The 18943-nt window shown below is 38.5% G+C and carries 20 protein-coding genes; 2 read left to right on the top strand and 18 right to left on the bottom strand.

Annotated features, from left to right (window positions below):
• Positions 1-4 precede the first annotated feature (4 nt).
• From BUA72_RS09300 to BUA72_RS09215, 18 genes are all read right to left on the bottom strand, one after another.
• Positions 5-1993 (bottom strand): type IV secretory system conjugative DNA transfer family protein, encoded by a 1989-nt coding sequence (locus BUA72_RS09300; RefSeq protein ID WP_072922714.1) that lies wholly within the window; start codon positions 1991-1993, stop codon positions 5-7.
• Positions 1993-2355 carry a hypothetical protein gene (locus BUA72_RS09295; RefSeq protein WP_072922713.1) on the bottom strand — a complete coding sequence of 121 codons (363 nt, stop codon included), beginning with the start codon at positions 2353-2355 and terminating at the stop codon, positions 1993-1995. The genes BUA72_RS09300 and BUA72_RS09295 overlap by 1 nt, the downstream gene beginning before the upstream one ends.
• 12 nt (positions 2356-2367) lie before the next feature.
• The gene (gene traN, locus BUA72_RS09290; protein ID WP_072922712.1) at positions 2368-3237 is read right to left on the bottom strand and encodes a conjugative transposon protein TraN; all 870 of its coding nucleotides are present in this window, start codon (positions 3235-3237) and stop codon (positions 2368-2370) included.
• A gap of 4 nt (positions 3238-3241) precedes the next feature.
• A complete protein-coding gene (traM, locus tag BUA72_RS09285) occupies positions 3242-4456 on the bottom strand; it encodes a conjugative transposon protein TraM (protein WP_072923146.1) in 1215 nt (404 codons plus the stop codon).
• 34 nt (positions 4457-4490) lie between these two features.
• Positions 4491-4844 (bottom strand): hypothetical protein, encoded by a 354-nt coding sequence (locus BUA72_RS09280; protein ID WP_072922711.1) that lies wholly within the window; start codon positions 4842-4844, stop codon positions 4491-4493.
• Between the two features lie 2 nt (positions 4845-4846).
• The gene (traK, locus tag BUA72_RS09275; RefSeq protein ID WP_072922710.1) at positions 4847-5461 is read right to left on the bottom strand and encodes a conjugative transposon protein TraK; all 615 of its coding nucleotides are present in this window, start codon (positions 5459-5461) and stop codon (positions 4847-4849) included.
• Positions 5462-5483: 22 nt separating this feature from the next.
• Positions 5484-6731: a type IV secretion system protein gene (locus BUA72_RS09270; RefSeq protein WP_072922709.1), complete on the bottom strand. Its 1248-nt coding sequence runs from the start codon at positions 6729-6731 to the stop codon at positions 5484-5486.
• Between the two features lies 1 nt (position 6732).
• On the bottom strand, positions 6733-7563 hold the full coding sequence (locus BUA72_RS09265; protein WP_083544168.1) for a hypothetical protein: 831 nt from the start codon (positions 7561-7563) through the stop codon (positions 6733-6735).
• A gap of 4 nt (positions 7564-7567) precedes the next feature.
• Positions 7568-8233 carry a hypothetical protein gene (locus BUA72_RS09260; protein WP_072922708.1) on the bottom strand — a complete coding sequence of 222 codons (666 nt, stop codon included), beginning with the start codon at positions 8231-8233 and terminating at the stop codon, positions 7568-7570.
• Between the two features lie 6 nt (positions 8234-8239).
• Complete coding sequence (locus BUA72_RS09255; protein ID WP_072922707.1) at positions 8240-8920, bottom strand: hypothetical protein; 681 nt, start codon at positions 8918-8920, stop codon at positions 8240-8242.
• A gap of 53 nt (positions 8921-8973) precedes the next feature.
• Positions 8974-9627 carry a hypothetical protein gene (locus BUA72_RS09250; RefSeq protein WP_072922706.1) on the bottom strand — a complete coding sequence of 218 codons (654 nt, stop codon included), beginning with the start codon at positions 9625-9627 and terminating at the stop codon, positions 8974-8976.
• Positions 9614-12694, bottom strand: coding sequence for a TraG family conjugative transposon ATPase (locus BUA72_RS09245; protein ID WP_072922705.1), 3081 nt, complete (start codon positions 12692-12694; stop codon positions 9614-9616). Before BUA72_RS09245 ends, BUA72_RS09250 begins: the two co-directional genes overlap by 14 nt.
• The gene (locus BUA72_RS09240) at positions 12666-12980 is read right to left on the bottom strand and encodes a DUF4133 domain-containing protein (protein WP_072922704.1); all 315 of its coding nucleotides are present in this window, start codon (positions 12978-12980) and stop codon (positions 12666-12668) included. The genes BUA72_RS09245 and BUA72_RS09240 overlap by 29 nt, the downstream gene beginning before the upstream one ends.
• Before the next feature lie 3 nt (positions 12981-12983).
• The gene (locus BUA72_RS09235) at positions 12984-13304 is read right to left on the bottom strand and encodes a DUF4134 domain-containing protein (protein WP_072922703.1); all 321 of its coding nucleotides are present in this window, start codon (positions 13302-13304) and stop codon (positions 12984-12986) included.
• A 118-nt stretch (positions 13305-13422) separates the two neighbouring features.
• Positions 13423-13959 (bottom strand): hypothetical protein, encoded by a 537-nt coding sequence (locus tag BUA72_RS09230; RefSeq protein ID WP_072922702.1) that lies wholly within the window; start codon positions 13957-13959, stop codon positions 13423-13425.
• A gap of 37 nt (positions 13960-13996) precedes the next feature.
• Positions 13997-14653 (bottom strand): ParA family protein, encoded by a 657-nt coding sequence (locus BUA72_RS09225; RefSeq protein WP_072923144.1) that lies wholly within the window; start codon positions 14651-14653, stop codon positions 13997-13999.
• A gap of 90 nt (positions 14654-14743) precedes the next feature.
• Complete coding sequence (locus BUA72_RS09220) at positions 14744-16267, bottom strand: relaxase/mobilization nuclease domain-containing protein (protein ID WP_072922701.1); 1524 nt, start codon at positions 16265-16267, stop codon at positions 14744-14746.
• Positions 16264-16614: a plasmid mobilization relaxosome protein MobC gene (locus BUA72_RS09215; RefSeq protein ID WP_072922700.1), complete on the bottom strand. Its 351-nt coding sequence runs from the start codon at positions 16612-16614 to the stop codon at positions 16264-16266. Before BUA72_RS09215 ends, BUA72_RS09220 begins: the two co-directional genes overlap by 4 nt.
• Before the next feature lie 1091 nt (positions 16615-17705).
• On the opposite strand from BUA72_RS09215, the gene BUA72_RS09205 reads away from it, so the two are divergent.
• A complete protein-coding gene (locus BUA72_RS09205) occupies positions 17706-18068 on the top strand; it encodes a hypothetical protein (RefSeq protein WP_072922698.1) in 363 nt (120 codons plus the stop codon).
• A 150-nt stretch (positions 18069-18218) separates the two neighbouring features.
• Positions 18219-18908, top strand: a complete 690-nt coding sequence (locus tag BUA72_RS09200; RefSeq protein WP_072922697.1) for a hypothetical protein — start codon at positions 18219-18221, stop codon at positions 18906-18908.
• The last annotated feature ends 35 nt before the right edge of the window (positions 18909-18943 follow it).

Genomic DNA, 18943 nt, shown 5'->3' with positions numbered 1-18943 from the left:
AAGATTATGCTTTTACTGATTCGCGGATGATTAATTCTACTTCCTTATTGATTTTCCTGAAGTTGGTCATTAAGACTTCTTCTTTGCGGTTAACTCCTGCCTTATCCACAAAAGAATAATAGGCTGGCATGGGCGGAAGTTCCGCCTCCTCTTTTTTAATACTTTTCATATCCAGGTTGATTTTACCGTTCACAGCGGAGGTTTTGTATTCTTCGGTATCATTTTCTTCTCCCTGGGCGATCATTCCTACCATTTCTCCGGTTTTGAGTGCCGCAATTTTTCCGGAGGGAATCATATGATCCATTTTTTCATTGATGCTAGTCGTCGTACCTTGCTGGGAGATGGATTGGGAATACGACTTCTGCTTTATTTTTCCAAACAGTTTTTCAAGCCAGTCGAGCGTGTTTTTATCTCTTGCAGAGCCGGACAGGATATTTCCGGCAATGGCAGAAATGGTATCCGCCACTTCTTTTTTATAAAACTGGCGTAGCTGTGGAAGCTCTTGAAGTCCGAGCAAAACGGCAACCCTGTTGCTCCTTGCAGTAGCCACGACATTATCAATCTTATGAATGTAAATCGTAGGAAACTCATCGGCAATGATTCCTCCGGGGAGATTATTTTTAGAGTTAATTAAACGTAAAGTCCTGTTGAGCACCGAAGAATACAAAGCGGAGTTGATATCCTGAGTTCCCGGGTCTGATGCTAAAATAATAATGGAAGGATTGTTCCGGTCTGTGATTTTAAGTTCCACTTCATCCCCTGAAAACACCCAAAAACTTTCTTTGGTAGCCAGTCGGGACAGGAAAATCTTTAATGTTCCTACCTGCCCTTCCAATTGGTCAAAAGCCTTGTTATCATAGGCTGATTTAAAAGGTGATAATAAAGAATACAGTTCTTCATGTCCAAAAAGTGTATCAAAAATTTCCTTATAACTACGGTTCATAAAGGAAAGGATGTGGGGCAGATCCGAATACTTTCCGTTTTCGTGGGTCGCAAAAAAATAAATGCAGGATGAAAGGAAATTAATCGCGGACTGGGTAAAGAACGCTTCTGATCCACCTCCGGAACTGGTACTGCCTTTTTGTAGAGAAGACACCATAGCTTCAGCCATTTCCTGTGCTTCGGCTAATGTTTTCACATATTCTTTTTTAAACGGATTGACTCTTCTGGATTTCTCAACTTCATTCAAATTGATCACGTGGAAACTATAATTATAATCGGACTCTTTACTTTTTTTCAGTAAGTAATGATAATAGGCAATCTGAGCCAGATCAGGGAATTTAAAATCGTAAATACAAAGACAAAAACCTTTGGCAATCATCTGCCGAATGGCAGGATTAATCACACCAAACGATTTTCCTGAACCTGGAACTCCAATTACCATGGTACCTCGAAAAGGGTCAATGTTGATATATCCTTTATAGATTTTATTATTATATCTGAAAATATATGGGATATTGATAGAGGTATCGGTATTTACAAGTTCCTGGTTCTGGTCAAAAGACTCTTCTTCTACATTCCATCGATCCTTACCCATTTTCTGCTGTATTAGCTTGGAGATACTATCAGCACCCATCTGAAGGATAACCGCCCCAAAAAACGAAAGAAAAGCATAAACCACCTGATAGAGATTCATTCCCGGAAAGATTTTAGGGAGTGAAGGGTTTCCGGCTTCATCCTCCAAAACCAAAGAGGAAAACATCATCACTAATCCCAATATCATAGGAACGACTATTTCCATAGTGATATTAAGGTCTTTCTTTTTCTTAGCTTTTGTTCCAATCGCCACTAACCCTATCAATAGAAGTGTCGCCAGTTTGGCATTGACAGGAGGATAAATGAAACTCATCTTAGAAAAATTCTTCAGTAAGTTAGATACCACCGGAATATTGGCTTGTAGATAAAAGAGTGATATACAATCCAGCGCCACAACGGCATATACCGCCTTTTGCAGGAATCCGTAAATTTTGATCTGATGTTGTTGCTCTTGCATTAGGAATAATTTTCAAAGTATTCATTCAGTAGTTTATGCTCCTCCAATAGCTTGTTGTGCAGCTTCTGTTGCTGTTGCTGTAATTTTTCATGATCTTCCTGTATTTTAACAAGATTGGCATTTAACAGATTCAATTGGTCAATTAATTGACGTCCTCTCTTTTCAATCCTTTCTAAAATATATGATCGATTTGCCTCTTCAGGTATTTTCTCATACCAGTCTTTAAGGATTAATAATTGTTCATAATCTTTTATAAGTTCTTTCCGCTTTTTTTCAAAAATGCTTATACAAACAGAATAATAGATAATTGCAATTAGCATGAGTCCAAAAACTATAATGGCGATAATTTTAAAATTGTCCATTGTATTAATAGTTTAAAAAGTATCGGCTTTTAAAATATCAGAATAATTGACCTTCATCTCGATGGTTCTTCCAGAGAGCTGCTCTTCTATCAGGCGGATCATCATCACTTTAGAGTTCGGGTACGTGAATTTTTTGAACACATAGATACTCCGGAAATTCTTCCTGAAATGCTTTTGAGGGTTCAGTTGAAACAGCGGGGTCATTTCAATGCTCTGGTTGTTGGTCGCCTTATGGATTCTTTTATCCTCTACAGAGAATTTCAAAGCTTCGATGTCATAACTTAAGTTGGAATTATTTTTAAAGGTCATATCCAGGAATATATAGTCACTGATGACATAGACATTATTGAGCTGAACACTAAGCCCCAATTTTTTTTCTTCCCGGATCGGATTTTTTTCTGATTTTTTCCTGATGATGTCCATCGCAAATTTTCTCAGCTCAAGATTGGAGAATGCCATCTTATCAAATTCTATGGGCTGCATTTCTTCCGACTGGATATGGATATTGGTAACAGTATTCAGGTTTTCAGGATTTCTGTAAACGGCTTTGTATTGGGCAATAAAGGACTGACCTACCACCGTGATTACCCCGATTTGATCTCCGTTGGAATACGAAAATAAATTTTTGATTTTTTCTTTTTCGGTGCTTTCGGGCTTATCGCCAATTTTAATCCGGGCAATCTGGGTCGAAGGTAAATCCCCGGTGAGCTGTTTAGTCGACAGATCCACATATTGAATGGGCTCCGGAGAAATGATATGAAGACTGATACCTTCGGTAATTTCGAGTTCCGGCAAATCCGAAATGAGTTGTTCTTTAGTAGCTGTTTGTGCAGTAAAAAGCTGAGTGATGAAAATCAATAAAGTATACAATATGGCTTTCATTTCTTTATTTTTTTTGGTGGTTTTGTGAATCTTTCAATTGTTCTTCGTTAATAAGAAATACATAAGAGTTGTACTTCAATTTGGCTTTGTTGGTTTTAATCAGGTTAGCAATAGACTTGGATGTGGATGTAAATAATTTAGAGCCGATGCTGGTAAAAAATCCCTGTCCGCCCATATCCATCTGCGTTCCCTGTACGGAGTTGCTTCCCATCTCCCGGATCATCTCCCGGAAAATACTCTCCGGAACATACAATCCTTTCATGCCGTCGACATCGTAAACCGATAAGTTGACCGGATAGATTTCTCCTTTGGTGAATACAGATACGATACTGAGATTAACCCTTTGCATCGCAAATCCTGAAATCTGGCCATAGAGAATGGAACCTTTGCTGAGCTTTTTGTTCCCCACAAAAATGTCTTCCAATAATCTTAGCCGGATCCGGCTCCCCAAATACCCTTTATTATTTTCATCAATGACCGCTTTGATAAAGCTGTTTTCCTTTTCTTTGTAAAAGGCATTGAACTCGCTATTGATACCTGATTTGCTGACATTGAAGGTTGAATTGAGGAATTCTTCCATTTTTTCTTTATTGGCTTTGAGTTTTTCCTCTGCTGCCAGTTTACTTTGGTACTCGGGGTCTCTTGCTTTTTCCAAAGAATCCATTACCAGCATCTGCTGTTTCAGATATTTGACCGGATCAAGGGTTTGCTCTTTATTTTGATGGTTTACTTTTGGATTCTCTGAAGCATAGTCACTTTCCGGTTTGCCGTAAGATTTATCGTTCAGCATCCGGATAATTTCCGAAGACCTTTTGTAATCCCTGTCATCATTCTGCCCTTGTTTCGGGTTATAGTAAGAAGATAGATTTCCTTTCGACTGGTACCCGTTTTGTCTTCCCGATACTGCTTTGAGCGAATCGATTTTTCTCTTTTGCACTAATGACAGCTGGTCTTCGTAGTTTAACAAACTGTCCTTTTCTTTGTCCAGCCCTTCGAGAATCGTCCTGTTATCCTCTTTTTTGAAAAATGCATCGTAAGCATCATTTTTACTCATAATGGAATCATGCGACTCACCGAGGGAAAGGGAAAGCTCTTTGGGCTTGTCCTTGGGCTGTTCTTCTCCCGTAAACTGTGCTCCTACATATACAAAAAGCAGCAAAAACGGCAATGCCAAAAGGGGCAGGATGTATTTCTTCTGTTTGAAATTAAGTTTTTTCATTGAGTTTTGATTTTTAGATAAATTGCCTCCGGTGCTACTGGTCATTTTTTAATTGCTGGTATTGGTTAAACAAATATTCAATCCTCAAGCTGTCCCTTTTCTGTAATTGTTTCCGGTCTCTCTTCACCTTTAAAGTACCCAGCTCTTCTACAATCTTTTTCATCTCTTTTTCGTTGTTTACAGTAGGGTTCTGAGCCATCTGACTTTTGGAGTAAAGGACAGGTGGCTTAATGGTAAATATGGTTTCCTTGGGAAAGAAAATCCCCAAGATCAGGGAACCTGCAAATGACACTGACAAAAAAATCATCGAATAGGTAAAAAACTTTTTAGGATGATGGACGATCCATTGTAAGCATTTCTGTCGGGCATGTTTGAAAAAAGCGTTCATTGTTAGTACGAATTTTTGGTTTGATTGGAAATTTCTTCATTATCAAGGATGCGCCAGTTTTTGAGGATCACCCCGTGTGGGTTATTGGGACTTCGGATGATGTCCTCAAAGAAACCTTCGGTGATGAGCTTTCGGGTAATAATGGATGATTTCCTTGTAATCATCTGTTTCCCGAAAAAAACAAATTTCTTTTGTTCCATATCAAGCTTAATCGAATCGGTATGAATACTGACCATGGAACTGGAGGCAATGATCTGATTATAGAAGCCTTTTTCCCTGAGGTTGGTATATTCTTTCTTTCCACTATCATCGATGAGATACAATGATTTCTGAATATTATCCTTGATATAGGTATCATCAGGAGCCAATGTGAAAAATAACCTGTGAAAAAGTTCGATCTGGGCTTTGTATTCAACAGGTCTGTTAAGTAAAACATCGGTTTGCCTCACCAAAACCGGAACTCCATTATCCAGAATGTAAATGGATTTTCTGGAATCTTCAATCATTTTATAGGCGAAGAAAAAGCCTCCGATAACAATGAAAACAGCAAAAGCGATAGCAGCCAGAGAAACGATCTTATTCACCTTTATCCTTTGTTCTATATTTTTGATAAGCATTGTATTGTAATATTTTTTGAGATTATTTTTTATTTTTCATGGCCTGCTGAACTCTTCCCGATGCAGAACCTGTCGCAGCAGATTTGGCGGCTGTTGCGGCTACAGAAGCTCCTCCTGTTTTAGTAGCCAGCACAGCAGTTTTTGCACTGCTAACCATTTTTCCCGCAGCACTTTTCATCTTGGTCATGGCTCCGGCTCCTCCTGCCGACACAATGGTATCTGCAATGGTAGGGGTCATCAAAACCCCGATTCCGGTAACGATATAGGCAACGCAGGTAAAAAGCTGGTTATAAATCATTCCCGAATTGCTGACATATACCATTAGGGCATCTAAATTGGTCACCGTTCCATTACTTAAAAGCGTGTCATATCTTTCTATTTCCATCATATAGCCGGAAGCAATGAGTTGTTGCCCAATGTTGATAATGATATACGCCACAAAAGTGTACAGATTAATATTGATGAATTTGGAAACCCAGCTGTAGAAAGAATTTTCAAATCCGGGAACCAGTGCCATCCCCACAGTAATCGGGCCTAATATAATAAGGATGTATGCCCAGATTTTCTGGATAAAGAAAATCAGGTAGACACAAATTCTAAGAATGGAAAGGCAGATAAACTCAATCACTTCAGCTACTAATTTTTGCATCTGGAACTGCATCCTGATCTGCCATTCCTTGATAGGCTGGATGAGTTTATCCAATCCATCGCTGATATCAAACCAGGAATCATCGGCATCTTTTCCGGTATTCTCAATGACCTCCTGCTTGGCATCTTCATCTGCTTTCAGTTTGATGATCGCATCCAATAATTGCTGCTGCTTTTTGAACCTCTCAACACGAAGGTCATTGACCTCAGATTCTATATCACTGAAAATGCTGACTCCCGGCTCTGCAATGGCTTCAAAGGGAGCCTGTATCAGATTGACGAAACCTGTCCAGTATATCAGGGTAAATCCGATCAGAATAGGTTTCAGCATAGGAGTAATTTCCCATTCCCGGTCTCCGGCAGCCATCTGCCATCCCATATACCCTAGATACATCAAAGCCCCTAATCCACCTATGGCTTTTCCGACCAATGCAGCATCATTAGCACTATCCTGAACACTGGTGTCCAGTTTGGTAAAAACCTCCATGAACCATTTCTCAAAAGCTCCGTCACCTTTCAGGAACTGAAGTAAATTGCTGTAATCACCATCGGTCTGGGCAAAGCCCATTACCGGCAATAAAAGTGTCAGGAGACACCAGCATAAAGTGAGTGTTTTATTCATTTTAATATCGGTGTTTGTATTGATTCATAATATTTTGAACGACCTGTCCGTCCGACGACGGACTCCAGGCTGTAGGCAAAGCATAAGGAGAATGATTTTTCAGGATATTTTTATAATCAAGAAGAAGGGTCGTCTTGTTATTATGTTTCCTTAACTCCTGAGCGAATTTTCTCCAACGCAAAAGGGTTTCGTGGTACATCAGGAAACGTTTTCCCCTAGGCATATCCATAGACCGGGACATCGTATATTTTTCTTTAATGAGATCCAGATCCTGCTGAAGCCTTTTTAAGGTTCCTATAGTAGTAAGCGTTTCGTAGGTCTCTTGATCTTTAAGTCGCCATTCCATAAAATTTTGAGGGGTATCAGGGAATTCAGTAATCGGCTTTAACATGCGCTTGTAATACAAGAGCCAAAGCGGATCTGCATCTACGGTAGCAGAGGTCCAATGGGCAAAATCCTGGACATTCCTTTTATAGATGGTATCGGAAGCTGCTTTTATTTTTTTGGCTTCTTCTTCTTCGTACTTCAATTGGGCAAATCGCTGATTCTGTATTCCTGTGGGTTTTAAGGGTCTTATGTCATCTCCATCCTTATAATCCCTGTTAATTTTGGGAGCCCACATCCCCCACACCGTGGCGTAGGTAAAATTGGTCTGGACTCCCAGGAAATATTTGGGATAAGGGCGCCAGTCTCCCCAGCTTTCAAAGACCATTCGCTTGTGCTGGGCAACGATGGCAGGATCATTGAGCCGTTTTACACTCAATTGTGCGGATGCGACAGTGACGACAAGCAGAAATTGCAGCCTGATTAATTTTATGAATAAATGTTCCATTATTTTAGTTAAAAATGTATTTGTATTTCTGAATAATGTCTCCCACAATAGCTCTATCGATATTGATGTAATTCCTAAGGACAGGCACTTGATAGAGATAAGGGATTTTCTTTGCATTCTCTAACCGTAAAATGATATAGAGAATATTGCCGTTGATATTCCTGACCCTTGTCAATACCTTCTCAATAAGCATCTCCCGATCCATAGCATCCATCAGAAAATCCTTGTTTTCATTCAGAATATCCTGTGTGATCTCCTGCTGGAGCTTCAGTGTTTGCTGTCCTATGGCTGCATAATATTTTGAAACCAGTACGGCATATTCCGGATGTTGCATGGATAAATCCAGCATGGTATTGGAGTTGCTTACGATTTTTCCCAGATACTGATAGAGATAGATGAGCTTTTTACTTTGGGTCAGGGCTGAATTGACATTTTTAAGCTGCTGATAGATATACTCCTGAATGGCAATCACCTGAGCGGTTTTATTTTTGATCTCGTTATACAGTTCATTTTGTTTTTCATAAGAGTCCAAAAAGGCTTGTTCGCTCCCTAAACGAACCCCATGATTGACGGTAATCTGGGACAACAATTTATCATTGATCACGATCTGCTGGCTTTTTACGGAAACCGTATAAAACACTACAATTCCGAAGGTTACTATCTTTTTCATTTTTTATTAAAAGGATTTAATGTTCTTCATAATGTTTTCCACCACTTGTTTATCCCTGTTGACGTAATACTGGAAAGCCCTTTTATTGCGCAGTACTTTAGTTTTAATATCCCGTATTTTCAACAGCATATGGGTGGAATTTCTGCTTAGGGTTTTGACTTCACCCAGTGCATAATCCAATAAAATTTTACGTTCCGATTTTTCCATTTGGTTGATGGCTCCATAAGAGAGGATAATTCCGGTGATTAAGCGGAGTACCATTTGTAAATCATCCACATACTGTACTCCGGAAGGCAGGACCGCTGCAATGGAGTAAGGCGCAGTTTCAATTTCGTCAATAATGACAGCCTGGTTTTGAGTGATCTTACCAATCTCACGGCTCATCGCCACTCCTGTTGGAATTGCCTGGATAGCAAATGATACGATACGTAATCGATCCTGAATCTTGGTAACTTTGTCTTTGAAGTCGTTCCACTGGCTTCTGTTGGCGGTCTCAATACCTGCATTCAGCGTCTGGTTTTGCCTCATTTCCTTTTGCCTATTATGCTCCTTCATCGTGGCATTGATTTCCAAATCCATCATCGGAAAGGAAACATTTTCTTTTTGCCAGGCGGGTGTGGATCCTCCTCCTGAAGAAATTAATACCACATAAACTGCCGGGATCAATAAGCTTAGAAAAATTTTCATTTTGCCTCCATTAGGTCGGCGAATCTCGTCCCTCGATTTCATCTTAAAAAAAATTAAAAATTGCGTTTATATCGGTTCATAATGTCTTCAACAATAGCTTTATCCGTATTGATATACCCCGCAAAGGGATTAATGGAATTCCAGAATCCCAGTCTGTTGGCTTTTTCAAGTCTCAGTTTTATTGCCAATAGCCACAGCTTTAGATTTTTTACGTTTCCGGAAATGTTATGCAGTATCTTATAGCGATCTCCCGCTGTGGCAAGGTTCAGCTCTCCTGAAGCCAGGATGTCCGATACATCCGTTACGATTTTCAGGCTTTGCTCATACGTTTTTTGCGAGGCTTTAGCCCCGAAAATCGCATACTGGGGATGTTGTGATGCCAATTGGACAACGTCAGAAGAATACCCGTAGCATTTATTGAGCTCAGTATAAATTTCTTTTACCTGAATTCCGTTTTGCAGGGTTCCGGAAACTTCTTTTAAGCCTTTGAGTATTTTATTCTGGATATCATTGGCGGCTACCATCTGGGTTCCTACCCAAGTCTGAGCATCTTTCAGCTTGGAAGTTTCATTTATGACTTCATTCTGCTTGGCTTTCAGGTTTTCTGAATACAGGATCATCGCTGCCGTTACGGTAGGGTCTATGTAGGTGTTTTGGGCATATACTAAACTTCCAAATCCTAAAAAAAATAAACTAAACTTTTTCATAGGTATAGGCTTGTCTGTTAATTAATTCCGAAAGACTGATGTTATGATCTTCTAATTCCTGTGTGATGGTTTTGAAGATATTTTTACCAAGGTTCGCCTTCCGGTTCTTAAATCCGTGGTAGAACGCAAGGACTTTTGAGTCCAAGGGTTTTTGATAGAGGTTCACTAAGGAGACCATGCTTCCCATATCATCCCCGAAGCTTTTCACCTGTTCTACAAAGATTTCTAAGGCTCTATCATAGTTCCCGTACTCTTGTACGTAATATTCAACAGCCGACTTTTCAGGCTTTTCCGTGGTGTAGGTTAAATATTGCTCAAGGGCCACTTCGTTGCCGTATACTTCTCCTTTAGAACCCCGTTTGAGATAAAATTCTTTGAAGCGGCTTCGCCCGAACTTATTATTTAAGTTATTGATCGTGAAGATCTTGTTTTGCTCTACTTTATTCAAGGAAAGCAGAGCGGCTATCCGGTCAAAGTTGTCCTTAAATTTGGTCTGATCCAGAAGGATAAACGTATCGGAATTATTGATGATGCTGTCCTTTACTACAGCATTTCCAATAATATCGTCCAGTTCCTGGGTAACCACTACCGCTTCGCCCCAGAATTTCCTTACGGTTTTGTAGAGATATAAAATATATCCACCCATTAATTTTGAAGCAATGGCTTTCCACGCTTCCTCTATTATAAGAGCTTTTCGACGATCTTTCCTCAGTCTCATCTTCTGGATGAACGTATCCATAATGATGAGTGTCACAATGGGAAAAAGTTTTGGGTTATCCTTGACATTATCAATCTCGAATACAATGAAGGGCTCATTGAATAAGGTATTGTCAGCACTTTCATTGAGGGTGGTCCCGTATCTTCCGCCTTTGTAAAAATCCTTCAGTACGAACAGGAATGTTCTTAGGTTAAATTCCCTTTCCGTGATTTTATGCTTTTTATTACCCAGATAAATAGGGAGAAATTTGTCACAGTACTCATAGAACCCATTGAAGGAAAGTTCTTTTACTTCTAATTTTTCTTCGAGCTCCTTAATTTTTTTGATAATGGATTTCCTAAATGCTTCATCCCACTCTGCAGCATCTTTGGGCTGCTGTATGATTTCATTAGCCTGAATGAGTATCAGCTGGGTTTCATTATAGGCTTTACGTTTTCCCTGATCACTCAGGGTTTCATAAGCCTCATAGATTGTATAGAATTTCTCGTTGTCATAATCAGGATTATTCAGATTTTTATCGGGATGGTATTCAATAGCGAGTTTTCTAAAGGCTTCTTTCACTTCATCAAAGCCGGCATCGAAGGCAATTCCCAGAATATCATAATAGGTATACTGCCCCTTAGATTCCTTTTCGTATACTGCATAAACATCTTCTTCATGAATATTATATTTACTTAAATAGAGAATGAGTTCTTCCGAGGTTTTATTTTCGTACCACTTCGTTCCAGAATTAAAATACCCGTGATAATAAGACATCAGGACATTATCCAATATGGATTTTTGTGCTGAGGACATCGTCGCATCAGGACCTTGCCAGATCAAAAAGATCAGGTTGGTTAAAAACTCTATTTTTTCAATATTGAATTCTTTTTTATCCATCAGGAAAGGATTCATCGTAATGGGTTTTTCTTCCGTATACTGGATGTATCTTCCACCTTTGTACCTACAGGTTCCTGAGTAAGAGTCTCCGGTATCCACGATCACGACATCATAATTGTAGGTGAGATATTGTTCCACGATGTTATTCATTAAAAAGCTCTTGCCTGAACCGCTGGGACCCAGCACAAACTTGTTACGGTTATTGATTCTTCCGGTTTTCATCGGTAAATCCGAGGGATCTACTTTTAGGGGAACGCCCTGCCGGTCGGTAAATCTGAGGTAGAAGCCACTTTCTTCGTTCACGGGGTAGCTTTCTTTAAAAAAAAAACATAACGCCGCTTCGCTCGTCGTCATAAACAGATCATACTCCCTGAGTTCTGTGGCGTTACCCGGTAGGGCTGCCCGAAATAGCTCCAACTGGTTATAGGCATTTCTTGAAACTATGATCCCCTTGGTAAACAGCTTATTTTCAATCAGGGACTGTGTCCCTTCCATTTCTTCCAGAGTGTTTGTTGAAAATATTAGGGAAAAATGGGCATTGACAATCAACTGTCCGTCTATGGCGATATGATGAAGGAGACTCTGAATCTCTTCGGCAATAATGGCATTGGAAGGGGAATTGTTCGCTGCTCCTTCGTGCTTTTTCTTCTTCTTGTCCAATTCCCTTTGCTGCCAAGCTTGATGTGGAATGGTAATGACCTGGTTGTAGATAATGGTTTCATAATCTTCCAGTTCATTAATAAAGGTAAAATTATCTACTGCCGTTTCGGCTGCGGCTCCGTTACCTCCCAGGATGGAATAAGGTTCTATTTCGGAAGGCAGATCAATATTTTCAACATCGACATAAGAGATATTTTTAACAAAGCGGTTTCCGATCTGTAGATATTCATTGGTACTTCTGATATTGTCAAAAGTCGGGGTACCCGAAAACTGCATCGATAAAGCTCCGGATATATAATACTCAAAATCTTTCTCGAATAAGAACTCCGCCTCACAGTCACTTTGCCTCAAAAGCATAAACACCTTCTGACATTTGTCCCTAAGTTCTTTATAGCTCTTTGCAGAGAAATTGTAGTATTTATTTTTCTTTTTCAGCTTATCATCAATAATATCTGTAAACAGTAATACCGTTTCAATGGTTTTAAAAAGCCTTCCGTCAAAATGCTCAGAATATTTCTGTTGTAGGAATTCCTTGGAAAGCTCGGCTGAATATTTCTTTTTTGAGAAAATATCTAACTTCTGAACAATTCTCCCCTCCCCGATGATGGACACGACCTGATTCAAAACCGTATGAAAATGGAGATAATAATCCGGGTCTGCTGAATACTGTTCAACGATATTTCTGATTCTGATACCAATGATGGGATTTCCATACTGCCCGAAAAGGACATCAAAATCCCAATGCTGATCTTTTCCATAATCATAGCCGATGAAAGGAATACTAAATGCTTGTTTTTTTTTTGTTGCCATGCTTTAAAAATCTTTTGCTGTTCAACCTTTTAGGGAAAATGAAAATCTGATCGAAATTTTTAGTCTTGTCATACAGACCATGGGTGTCCTGTCTTTTGAAAATGAGATATACACCGCCTCCGGTGACTGCAAGCCCTAGTAAAGAGCCTAATAATCCGAACCTGGATAATATGAGTGCTGCAATGACTCCGCCTCCGATAACACCCACGGCATAAAAAATGTATTTTCCCTTGAGTCCGAAGAATACAAGGGGTTTTTTGAGCCCCTTGTAGAGATAGAATCCCATAACTTAAGCAAAGAAAGCGGTTACGAATTCCGGAACGACAATCAGAAAGATCATGGCTCCCCCATAACCAAGGATTTCTTTGTTGACATCCTGATCTCCATTAGTCCATTTGTTATATACTCTGAGACCTCCGATGAAGCCGACCAGTCCACCCACGGCTTTCAAAATCAGTTTGATGGGATCCCAATAGTCCTTAATATCACTTGCCGCATTGGAGATGGCTGTTGCTCCGCCCTGGGCAAATGCGGGTGTGACAGCGAGGAGAATCATACAAGCGGGCAATATCTTTTTTACAGCCTGACGGCTTTTAAAATTGTGGTTCATAATGATTAATATTTATGGTTAGAATTAGATTTTTGTGTTTAGAAATTGGCTTAAGGGGTATGCTATCCGTATCAATTGATAGGATGAGATGGGGTAATTTTGAAGTGTTTATTACTGTTTAAATGATGGAATGGTAAACCTTTTGCCCATCGTAGTTAGCGACCATTTGAACGGTGGTCTCCGATAAATTCAGGAGCTCCTTCCAATGGGATTTTTTAGGCTCAGTCTTTTCACCATTGAAATGCTCTTCTGCTTTGCCAGGCATATCCTGAGGATGGCTTGTGTTGTCGGAAGGGCTCTCTTCTACCGGTGCTGCTTTGGTATCGTTCACTGGTACAGGCATATCGCCAATATCCTGCTCCGCTTCAAATCGTCTTCTCAGCTCCTCCAAATCCGGCTGCTGATCAGTTGACGATTGTTTTGGGAAATGAAGTTCTTTTTTCAAAAAAGATTTGGGCGTACTGACATTTTCAACATCTTCAATTCCGATTGGGATTGGAAGATGTTCATTAGTTCTTGAAAAGTCACTAAGTGAAAATTCTTCGGTCAGATCGACGTGTGTGATCTTTTCTTTTTTTAAGAAAAGGTCGTACAGGATATTTCCGGCATAATACAGGAAATAAGCTGCTAACAGGATGAGTGAATACTTTATCATATTTCATTTTTTATTTTGTTTTTCTTTGGAATCAGCCTTAAAAGGTAATTTGTAATGCTTCACTTATTTGTTCAATGATTTCATTGAATGGCTTTTTTATCGCATATCGCTGCTCGTAGGTAAGCTTCCTCGTATTAATCGTTTGCAAGCAGTTTCTTTTGTATACAGGGCTTTCAATCAAGGTTCCGTATTTTGATATCTCGATATCCATTTCCTTTTGGTTGAGGTATTTATAGCCCTTGTCATATTTGGAACGGATAAAGATCCGCTCTGCTTCGCTTTCGAGTAAACCAAGCAGGTTCTTGAATACCAGGGTTGATTTTACCGATACATCGGAGTATTCGAAAGGAATGATGATAAAATCACTGTAAATCAATAGGTCACTGTATTTCTGATCGAGTGTACCTGCTAAATCAAACAGGTATATTGCTTCGCTTTCCTTAAGACCAATAATTTTTTCCAAATCTGCAAAAGGCTGGTCTTCTTCTTCATCATCTCCGATGAGTTCCACTTCATAAAGCTTGGGCAGCTCTGAATATTCGTCCTCTTTCCATTTATTGAAAAAGGATTTCTGAAAGTCAAAATCATACGCCTTGATTTTTCTTTGGGAAACCTCGGTAAGGTAATTGGCAAATGCAATGGCAAGCGTGGTCTTTCCCGCTCCGCCCTTTTGGGTGGCAAAGGTGATAATCATAGTTTGATTGTTAGCTGTTGGGTAATGGTTATCCATTTTAAAGGTGCTGGTTAATTTTTTTATTGGCGATCAAACTGATAACCATTAACTCTATTTTCTCTTTTTTCTTCTTTTTTTAAGCGCATCTTCTCCGGGGTCTTTTCCAGTTCCTCCTGAGGATTTACTGAATTGAAAAATCAAATCATTGATGCTTCTGTTCAGTTCTTTTGAAAGTCTTTCATTTTGGATTACTGAAACTTGCTGCTGGTTTTCAGCCGGATTTAGGAACTTTTGATAATCTTTTTCGCCGATCAGCTGTTCCAGCTCTCCTACATAGTGCAATTTTGAGTGGACAGCATAATATTTACCCTCTCCAGATCTTATAATGTGAACGTTTTTTGGGTTCTGTGTTTTGAGATATTGCTTAACTTCGCTCCTGACCGAGCCAAATATTTCTTTATTCTTCCTTTTTTTAGTTTCAAAAAGCATAAAATATTTTGGTGCATGGTCAGGGTTTTGGCGTTTTACATATTCTATCAGAACTTGTTTGGAAGCTTCATCTACTATATTGTAATCCTTTAAACTTTCAAAAAGCCTTTTGTCTATGATATCGGAAGTGAACTCAAACAATTCATTCATTTTCATAATCTCACTTCCTTTATACACCGATCCTGTCTTATGGTCAATCAAGGTATATCCGAAAGGTCGGGCGGCGGCAGTGCCGCTTCCGGTTTTCTTATTGCTATCCTCTGTTAGAGGTGGTTCGCTTTCTTTGTAGTGAAATACCACATCCACCCCGAAAACATCCCGCAACTTTTTCTGAAGTTCACTCTCGAATTCAATTTTCGGCTTCCGGTTCTCGTTGTGCTTTTCCTCTGGCAACACGCCTTCCTGAGCCCTGCGGTTTTCAATCCTGAACACCTTGCAAGAGTACAGTTCTTTGTATTTTAAAAAAATTGCTTTTAACTGCCATGCTCTGGAATCATTTTTATGACTGCTGAAGCCCAGCTGGGTTGCATTAATAGTTTTTTCCCAAGCGCCGTTTTTTAGGATATCCAAAGCGCCCTCATCATTCTTATTCTGAGAAAGCCGGAATCCGTTTCTTTCCAAAAGCAGTTCCAGTTGCTTTAAAGAGCTGTATCGGTAGCTCAGTAATTTTTCTATTTGCTCCTGTGTACTTAATCCATACAGCTTTTCCATGACTCTGCTTAATGCTTTCTGTGCTTTAAGCTTTTCATAACTGTCATTGATTTTCTTACCGGTCTGTTTACTGACACGGGTAGAAACAATATGGGCATGATGATTTTCTGTATCATTATGGAACACCACAATAAAGGGCTGCTTTCCGTACCCCAGATCATCCATAAAATTTTCTGCAATCTTTGTGAGCTCTTCTTTGGTATGTTCCCGAAACTTCGTGGAAATAGCAGCATGAAACTGAGGCTTTTTTACCCTTTCATTCTTTGATATGGATTTTAAATAATTCCGAACTTCCTGTTGACTGCTATTTTCGTTAATGAAGGAAGGAAAATTTTTCATCAGCATCAGCTCACCGTCCCCTTTCTCTACTTTCTTATCATTATACTGTACTCCGGGAAAGCCGGAACCCGCAGGTTCCATGATCTTGACAATCATTTTCCAAGCATTGAATAAATCCTGGAGAAAATCAGATTCTGTTCCCCCTTCAGCTTTTCGATTTCGGAAAGTTTACTCAGGAAATCCTTCAATTCTTTTTCGGAAATAAACTTTTGACCATTTACAATTCTTGCAACCTGGTTGATGTTGGTTTCTATCTTGATAAAGATGTTGTCTTGCTTTTCAATGAAAGCAAGTACTTTTCGTCTTTCATCATCCAGAATCCTTTTCTCTACCGAATGGATAATCAAGCTGGTTAAAGAGATCTGCTTTTCTGAGCAGATTTTTTTCCAGTTTTCTTTTCTGGATTTTTGAATTCTGATGTAAATCCGTACTTCCTTTTCCATCTTTTTCCATTTTCAATTTTTCCTATGATAAATAACTCAGTGAAGCTTTATCCGATTAAAATAGCTCTGCGCTTCTCGGTAAATAAGGGTTGATATTATCCTTTTGATGAAGAGCAGAAAAATAAATTCGTGTTTTCATTTTGTTTTTGGTTAAAATTTCTTTTGCAAAATTGGGGCATAAAAACCGTGAAATCAATAGTATTCATCGGGCTTGGGCTAAATAAGAACAAGCTGGACTCATCTGGAATATGTGGAGATTAAAAAAGAATATACTGGGCTAATTTGGAATATTGCTCCTGATTTTCCCCGAAACAAAAAAACAAGTTCCGCCGTTTTTTCTCCTTTTTGCAAAAAAAAAGCAAGATCGTCTTTGGAAGTACAACTTGAAAAGTTTGTACGTACAAAGACACATCTTGCTCTATTAAGTCGCCCACTTTTTTCAGAACTCTGAAAAGCGCATACACCAAAACATAAAATATTAATAACCAGCACCTTGATTCCATTTGAACATTTTTGCTCTTGAAAGAAAAAGATATTGTAAATATTGAAGTAGGGAGAATACACCGACCTGTATCCATTTCACTCAGGGGAATAATATAACCTGATATATTTTTACACAGACTCTGCAAAAAGGTGGGTAAAATTTACTCAGGTTAGAAAAAAACATGGGTGATTTTTACGCAGGTTCGGCTTTAGGCTGCAAATTATTTAAGATCAGAACATACAGGATACTATTTTGCGCAGGTGATGCAATAAGATGAGTAAAAAATACTCAGTACATAAGAAAACATGGGTAATTTTTAAGCAGGTTCAACTTTAACCGTAATTACTTAAAATCAGAATGTACCTGACACTATTTTGCACAGGTTCAGATTTAATCGTAATTATTTAAGATCACAATGTACCTGATACTTTTTTATGCAGGTCTTATAATAAGCTGGGTAAAAATTACTCAGGTTAAAAGAAAACATGGGTAATTTTCACGCAGGTTCACTTCATCAATAAGTATATTTTACCCTAAATAAGTAATTGATCCCTGCAAGAGAGATATTTTGGAAATTAGTCGTATTTTAGATTTAAATAAAAATATTATGGCTGAATTTACAAACAAATCATTTGAGTACACAGATATCGTAGCGGGCAATGAATATAAGATCAAGGTATTGATTGTCTCTGCACCTGATGATATTCAGATCTTTAATGTGGATGCCCAAGAGGTAAAGGGCTTTATCTTTAACATAGCTGTTAGCACTGAGCCACGCATTTCAAATGATTATTTTGATACAGCAAAACAGTACGTGTACGTATTTGGCAGGGAGGGTGAGCATAAATTCGGCTATCTTGAAAACGGTAGTCTGGTTGAGACTGCTGAAAATCGCTTTATACAACTACTCACGGTTCATACGCAAGAAATTCTTATGATTGCCGGGAATGAAGGACACTTCCATGTATAACTGTTTATGTTCTTCGCATTTTTGATGATATTTTTGAACATTGTTTTAAAAGACTTCGAAAGGCAAATGTTTTACTATCAGTTTTATGAATAAAAGAATTAAATGGAGAATAAGTCTCAAAAAACGATAAAATCATAGAGATTACAGCAAATGAAGAAGCAAAAGAAGAGTTTTGATTCATTGATCGAACCAATCAACAACTATTTGGAATCATATCACTCTGAACAAAGGATTGCGAATACAGAGGTACATTATTCAAAAACATTGGATTGTGTTAATGCTCTTGCCCAAATTTTTGAAGAATGTTTATCTTATGGGAACTTTAAAGACGAATGGGATTATGATAAATTCTATGAGTTTCTTTATGGTCCCGAATTAATCATTACGTCAATCAAAACAAATTGTGGTTATAAATTAGGGATTAACGATAAGGGATTATATCTATCAATGAATTTACATTATAGTGAAAACTTACGTTACATGGATAACAAATACTGGAAGTTGTTATTAGCACTCTCTGATTTTAAGGATTTTGAATATGAAGAATATGAATTTATAAGAAATGAGAGAAGAAATGAATTTCCAGAACTTTTCAAAACAAACAAGAGCATGATTTATAGAATTATGCGTAAATATATATTTGATTTTACTGAAACGCATTCAAGCTATCAACCAGGAAGTGTAGGAGAATTTAAAATTATAGCACCTTTTAATGAAGATTTTAGTCAAAGTGTTAAAAAATTTTGTGAAACATTTAAGATCATGTATAAACTGAATTATGATTTATGGAAAATTACCGACCTAAAAAATAAGAAGACAGCGACTGGAGATAGATATTAAATAGTGAGAGATTTATTCAGCAATTATGGTAAAGC

Source organism: Chryseobacterium sp. OV279 (assembly GCF_900128945.1).
Lineage (GTDB): Bacteria > Bacteroidota > Bacteroidia > Flavobacteriales > Weeksellaceae > Chryseobacterium.
This window is presented reverse-complemented; position numbering and strand designations above follow the sequence as displayed.

Bases quoted from the DNA above. Each gene is read 5' to 3' on its own strand.
- BUA72_RS09235 (WP_072922703.1), bottom strand. From the start codon at position 13,304: ATGAACCACAATTTTAAAAGCCGTCAGGCTGTAAAAAAGATATTGCCC.
- BUA72_RS09205 (WP_072922698.1), top strand. From the start codon at position 17,706: ATGGCTGAATTTACAAACAAATCATTTGAGTACACAGATATCGTAGCG.
- BUA72_RS09300 (WP_072922714.1), bottom strand. From the start codon at position 1,993: ATGCAAGAGCAACAACATCAGATCAAAATTTACGGATTCCTGCAAAAG.
- traK (WP_072922710.1), bottom strand. From the start codon at position 5,461: ATGCTTATCAAAAATATAGAACAAAGGATAAAGGTGAATAAGATCGTT.
- BUA72_RS09280 (WP_072922711.1), bottom strand. From the start codon at position 4,844: ATGAACGCTTTTTTCAAACATGCCCGACAGAAATGCTTACAATGGATC.
- BUA72_RS09265 (WP_083544168.1), bottom strand. From the start codon at position 7,563: ATGGAACATTTATTCATAAAATTAATCAGGCTGCAATTTCTGCTTGTC.
- BUA72_RS09230 (WP_072922702.1), bottom strand. From the start codon at position 13,959: ATGATAAAGTATTCACTCATCCTGTTAGCAGCTTATTTCCTGTATTAT.
- BUA72_RS09295 (WP_072922713.1), bottom strand. From the start codon at position 2,355: ATGGACAATTTTAAAATTATCGCCATTATAGTTTTTGGACTCATGCTA.
- BUA72_RS09270 (WP_072922709.1), bottom strand. From the start codon at position 6,731: ATGAATAAAACACTCACTTTATGCTGGTGTCTCCTGACACTTTTATTG.
- BUA72_RS09245 (WP_072922705.1), bottom strand. From the start codon at position 12,694: ATGGCAACAAAAAAAAAACAAGCATTTAGTATTCCTTTCATCGGCTAT.
- BUA72_RS09220 (WP_072922701.1), bottom strand. From the start codon at position 16,267: ATGATTGTCAAGATCATGGAACCTGCGGGTTCCGGCTTTCCCGGAGTA.
- BUA72_RS09250 (WP_072922706.1), bottom strand. From the start codon at position 9,627: ATGAAAAAGTTTAGTTTATTTTTTTTAGGATTTGGAAGTTTAGTATAT.
- BUA72_RS09255 (WP_072922707.1), bottom strand. From the start codon at position 8,920: ATGAAAATTTTTCTAAGCTTATTGATCCCGGCAGTTTATGTGGTATTA.
- traM (WP_072923146.1), bottom strand. From the start codon at position 4,456: ATGAAAAAACTTAATTTCAAACAGAAGAAATACATCCTGCCCCTTTTG.
- traN (WP_072922712.1), bottom strand. From the start codon at position 3,237: ATGAAAGCCATATTGTATACTTTATTGATTTTCATCACTCAGCTTTTT.
- BUA72_RS09225 (WP_072923144.1), bottom strand. From the start codon at position 14,653: ATGATTATCACCTTTGCCACCCAAAAGGGCGGAGCGGGAAAGACCACG.
- BUA72_RS09260 (WP_072922708.1), bottom strand. From the start codon at position 8,233: ATGAAAAAGATAGTAACCTTCGGAATTGTAGTGTTTTATACGGTTTCC.
- BUA72_RS09240 (WP_072922704.1), bottom strand. From the start codon at position 12,980: ATGGGATTCTATCTCTACAAGGGGCTCAAAAAACCCCTTGTATTCTTC.
- BUA72_RS09215 (WP_072922700.1), bottom strand. From the start codon at position 16,614: ATGGAAAAGGAAGTACGGATTTACATCAGAATTCAAAAATCCAGAAAA.
- BUA72_RS09200 (WP_072922697.1), top strand. From the start codon at position 18,219: ATGAAGAAGCAAAAGAAGAGTTTTGATTCATTGATCGAACCAATCAAC.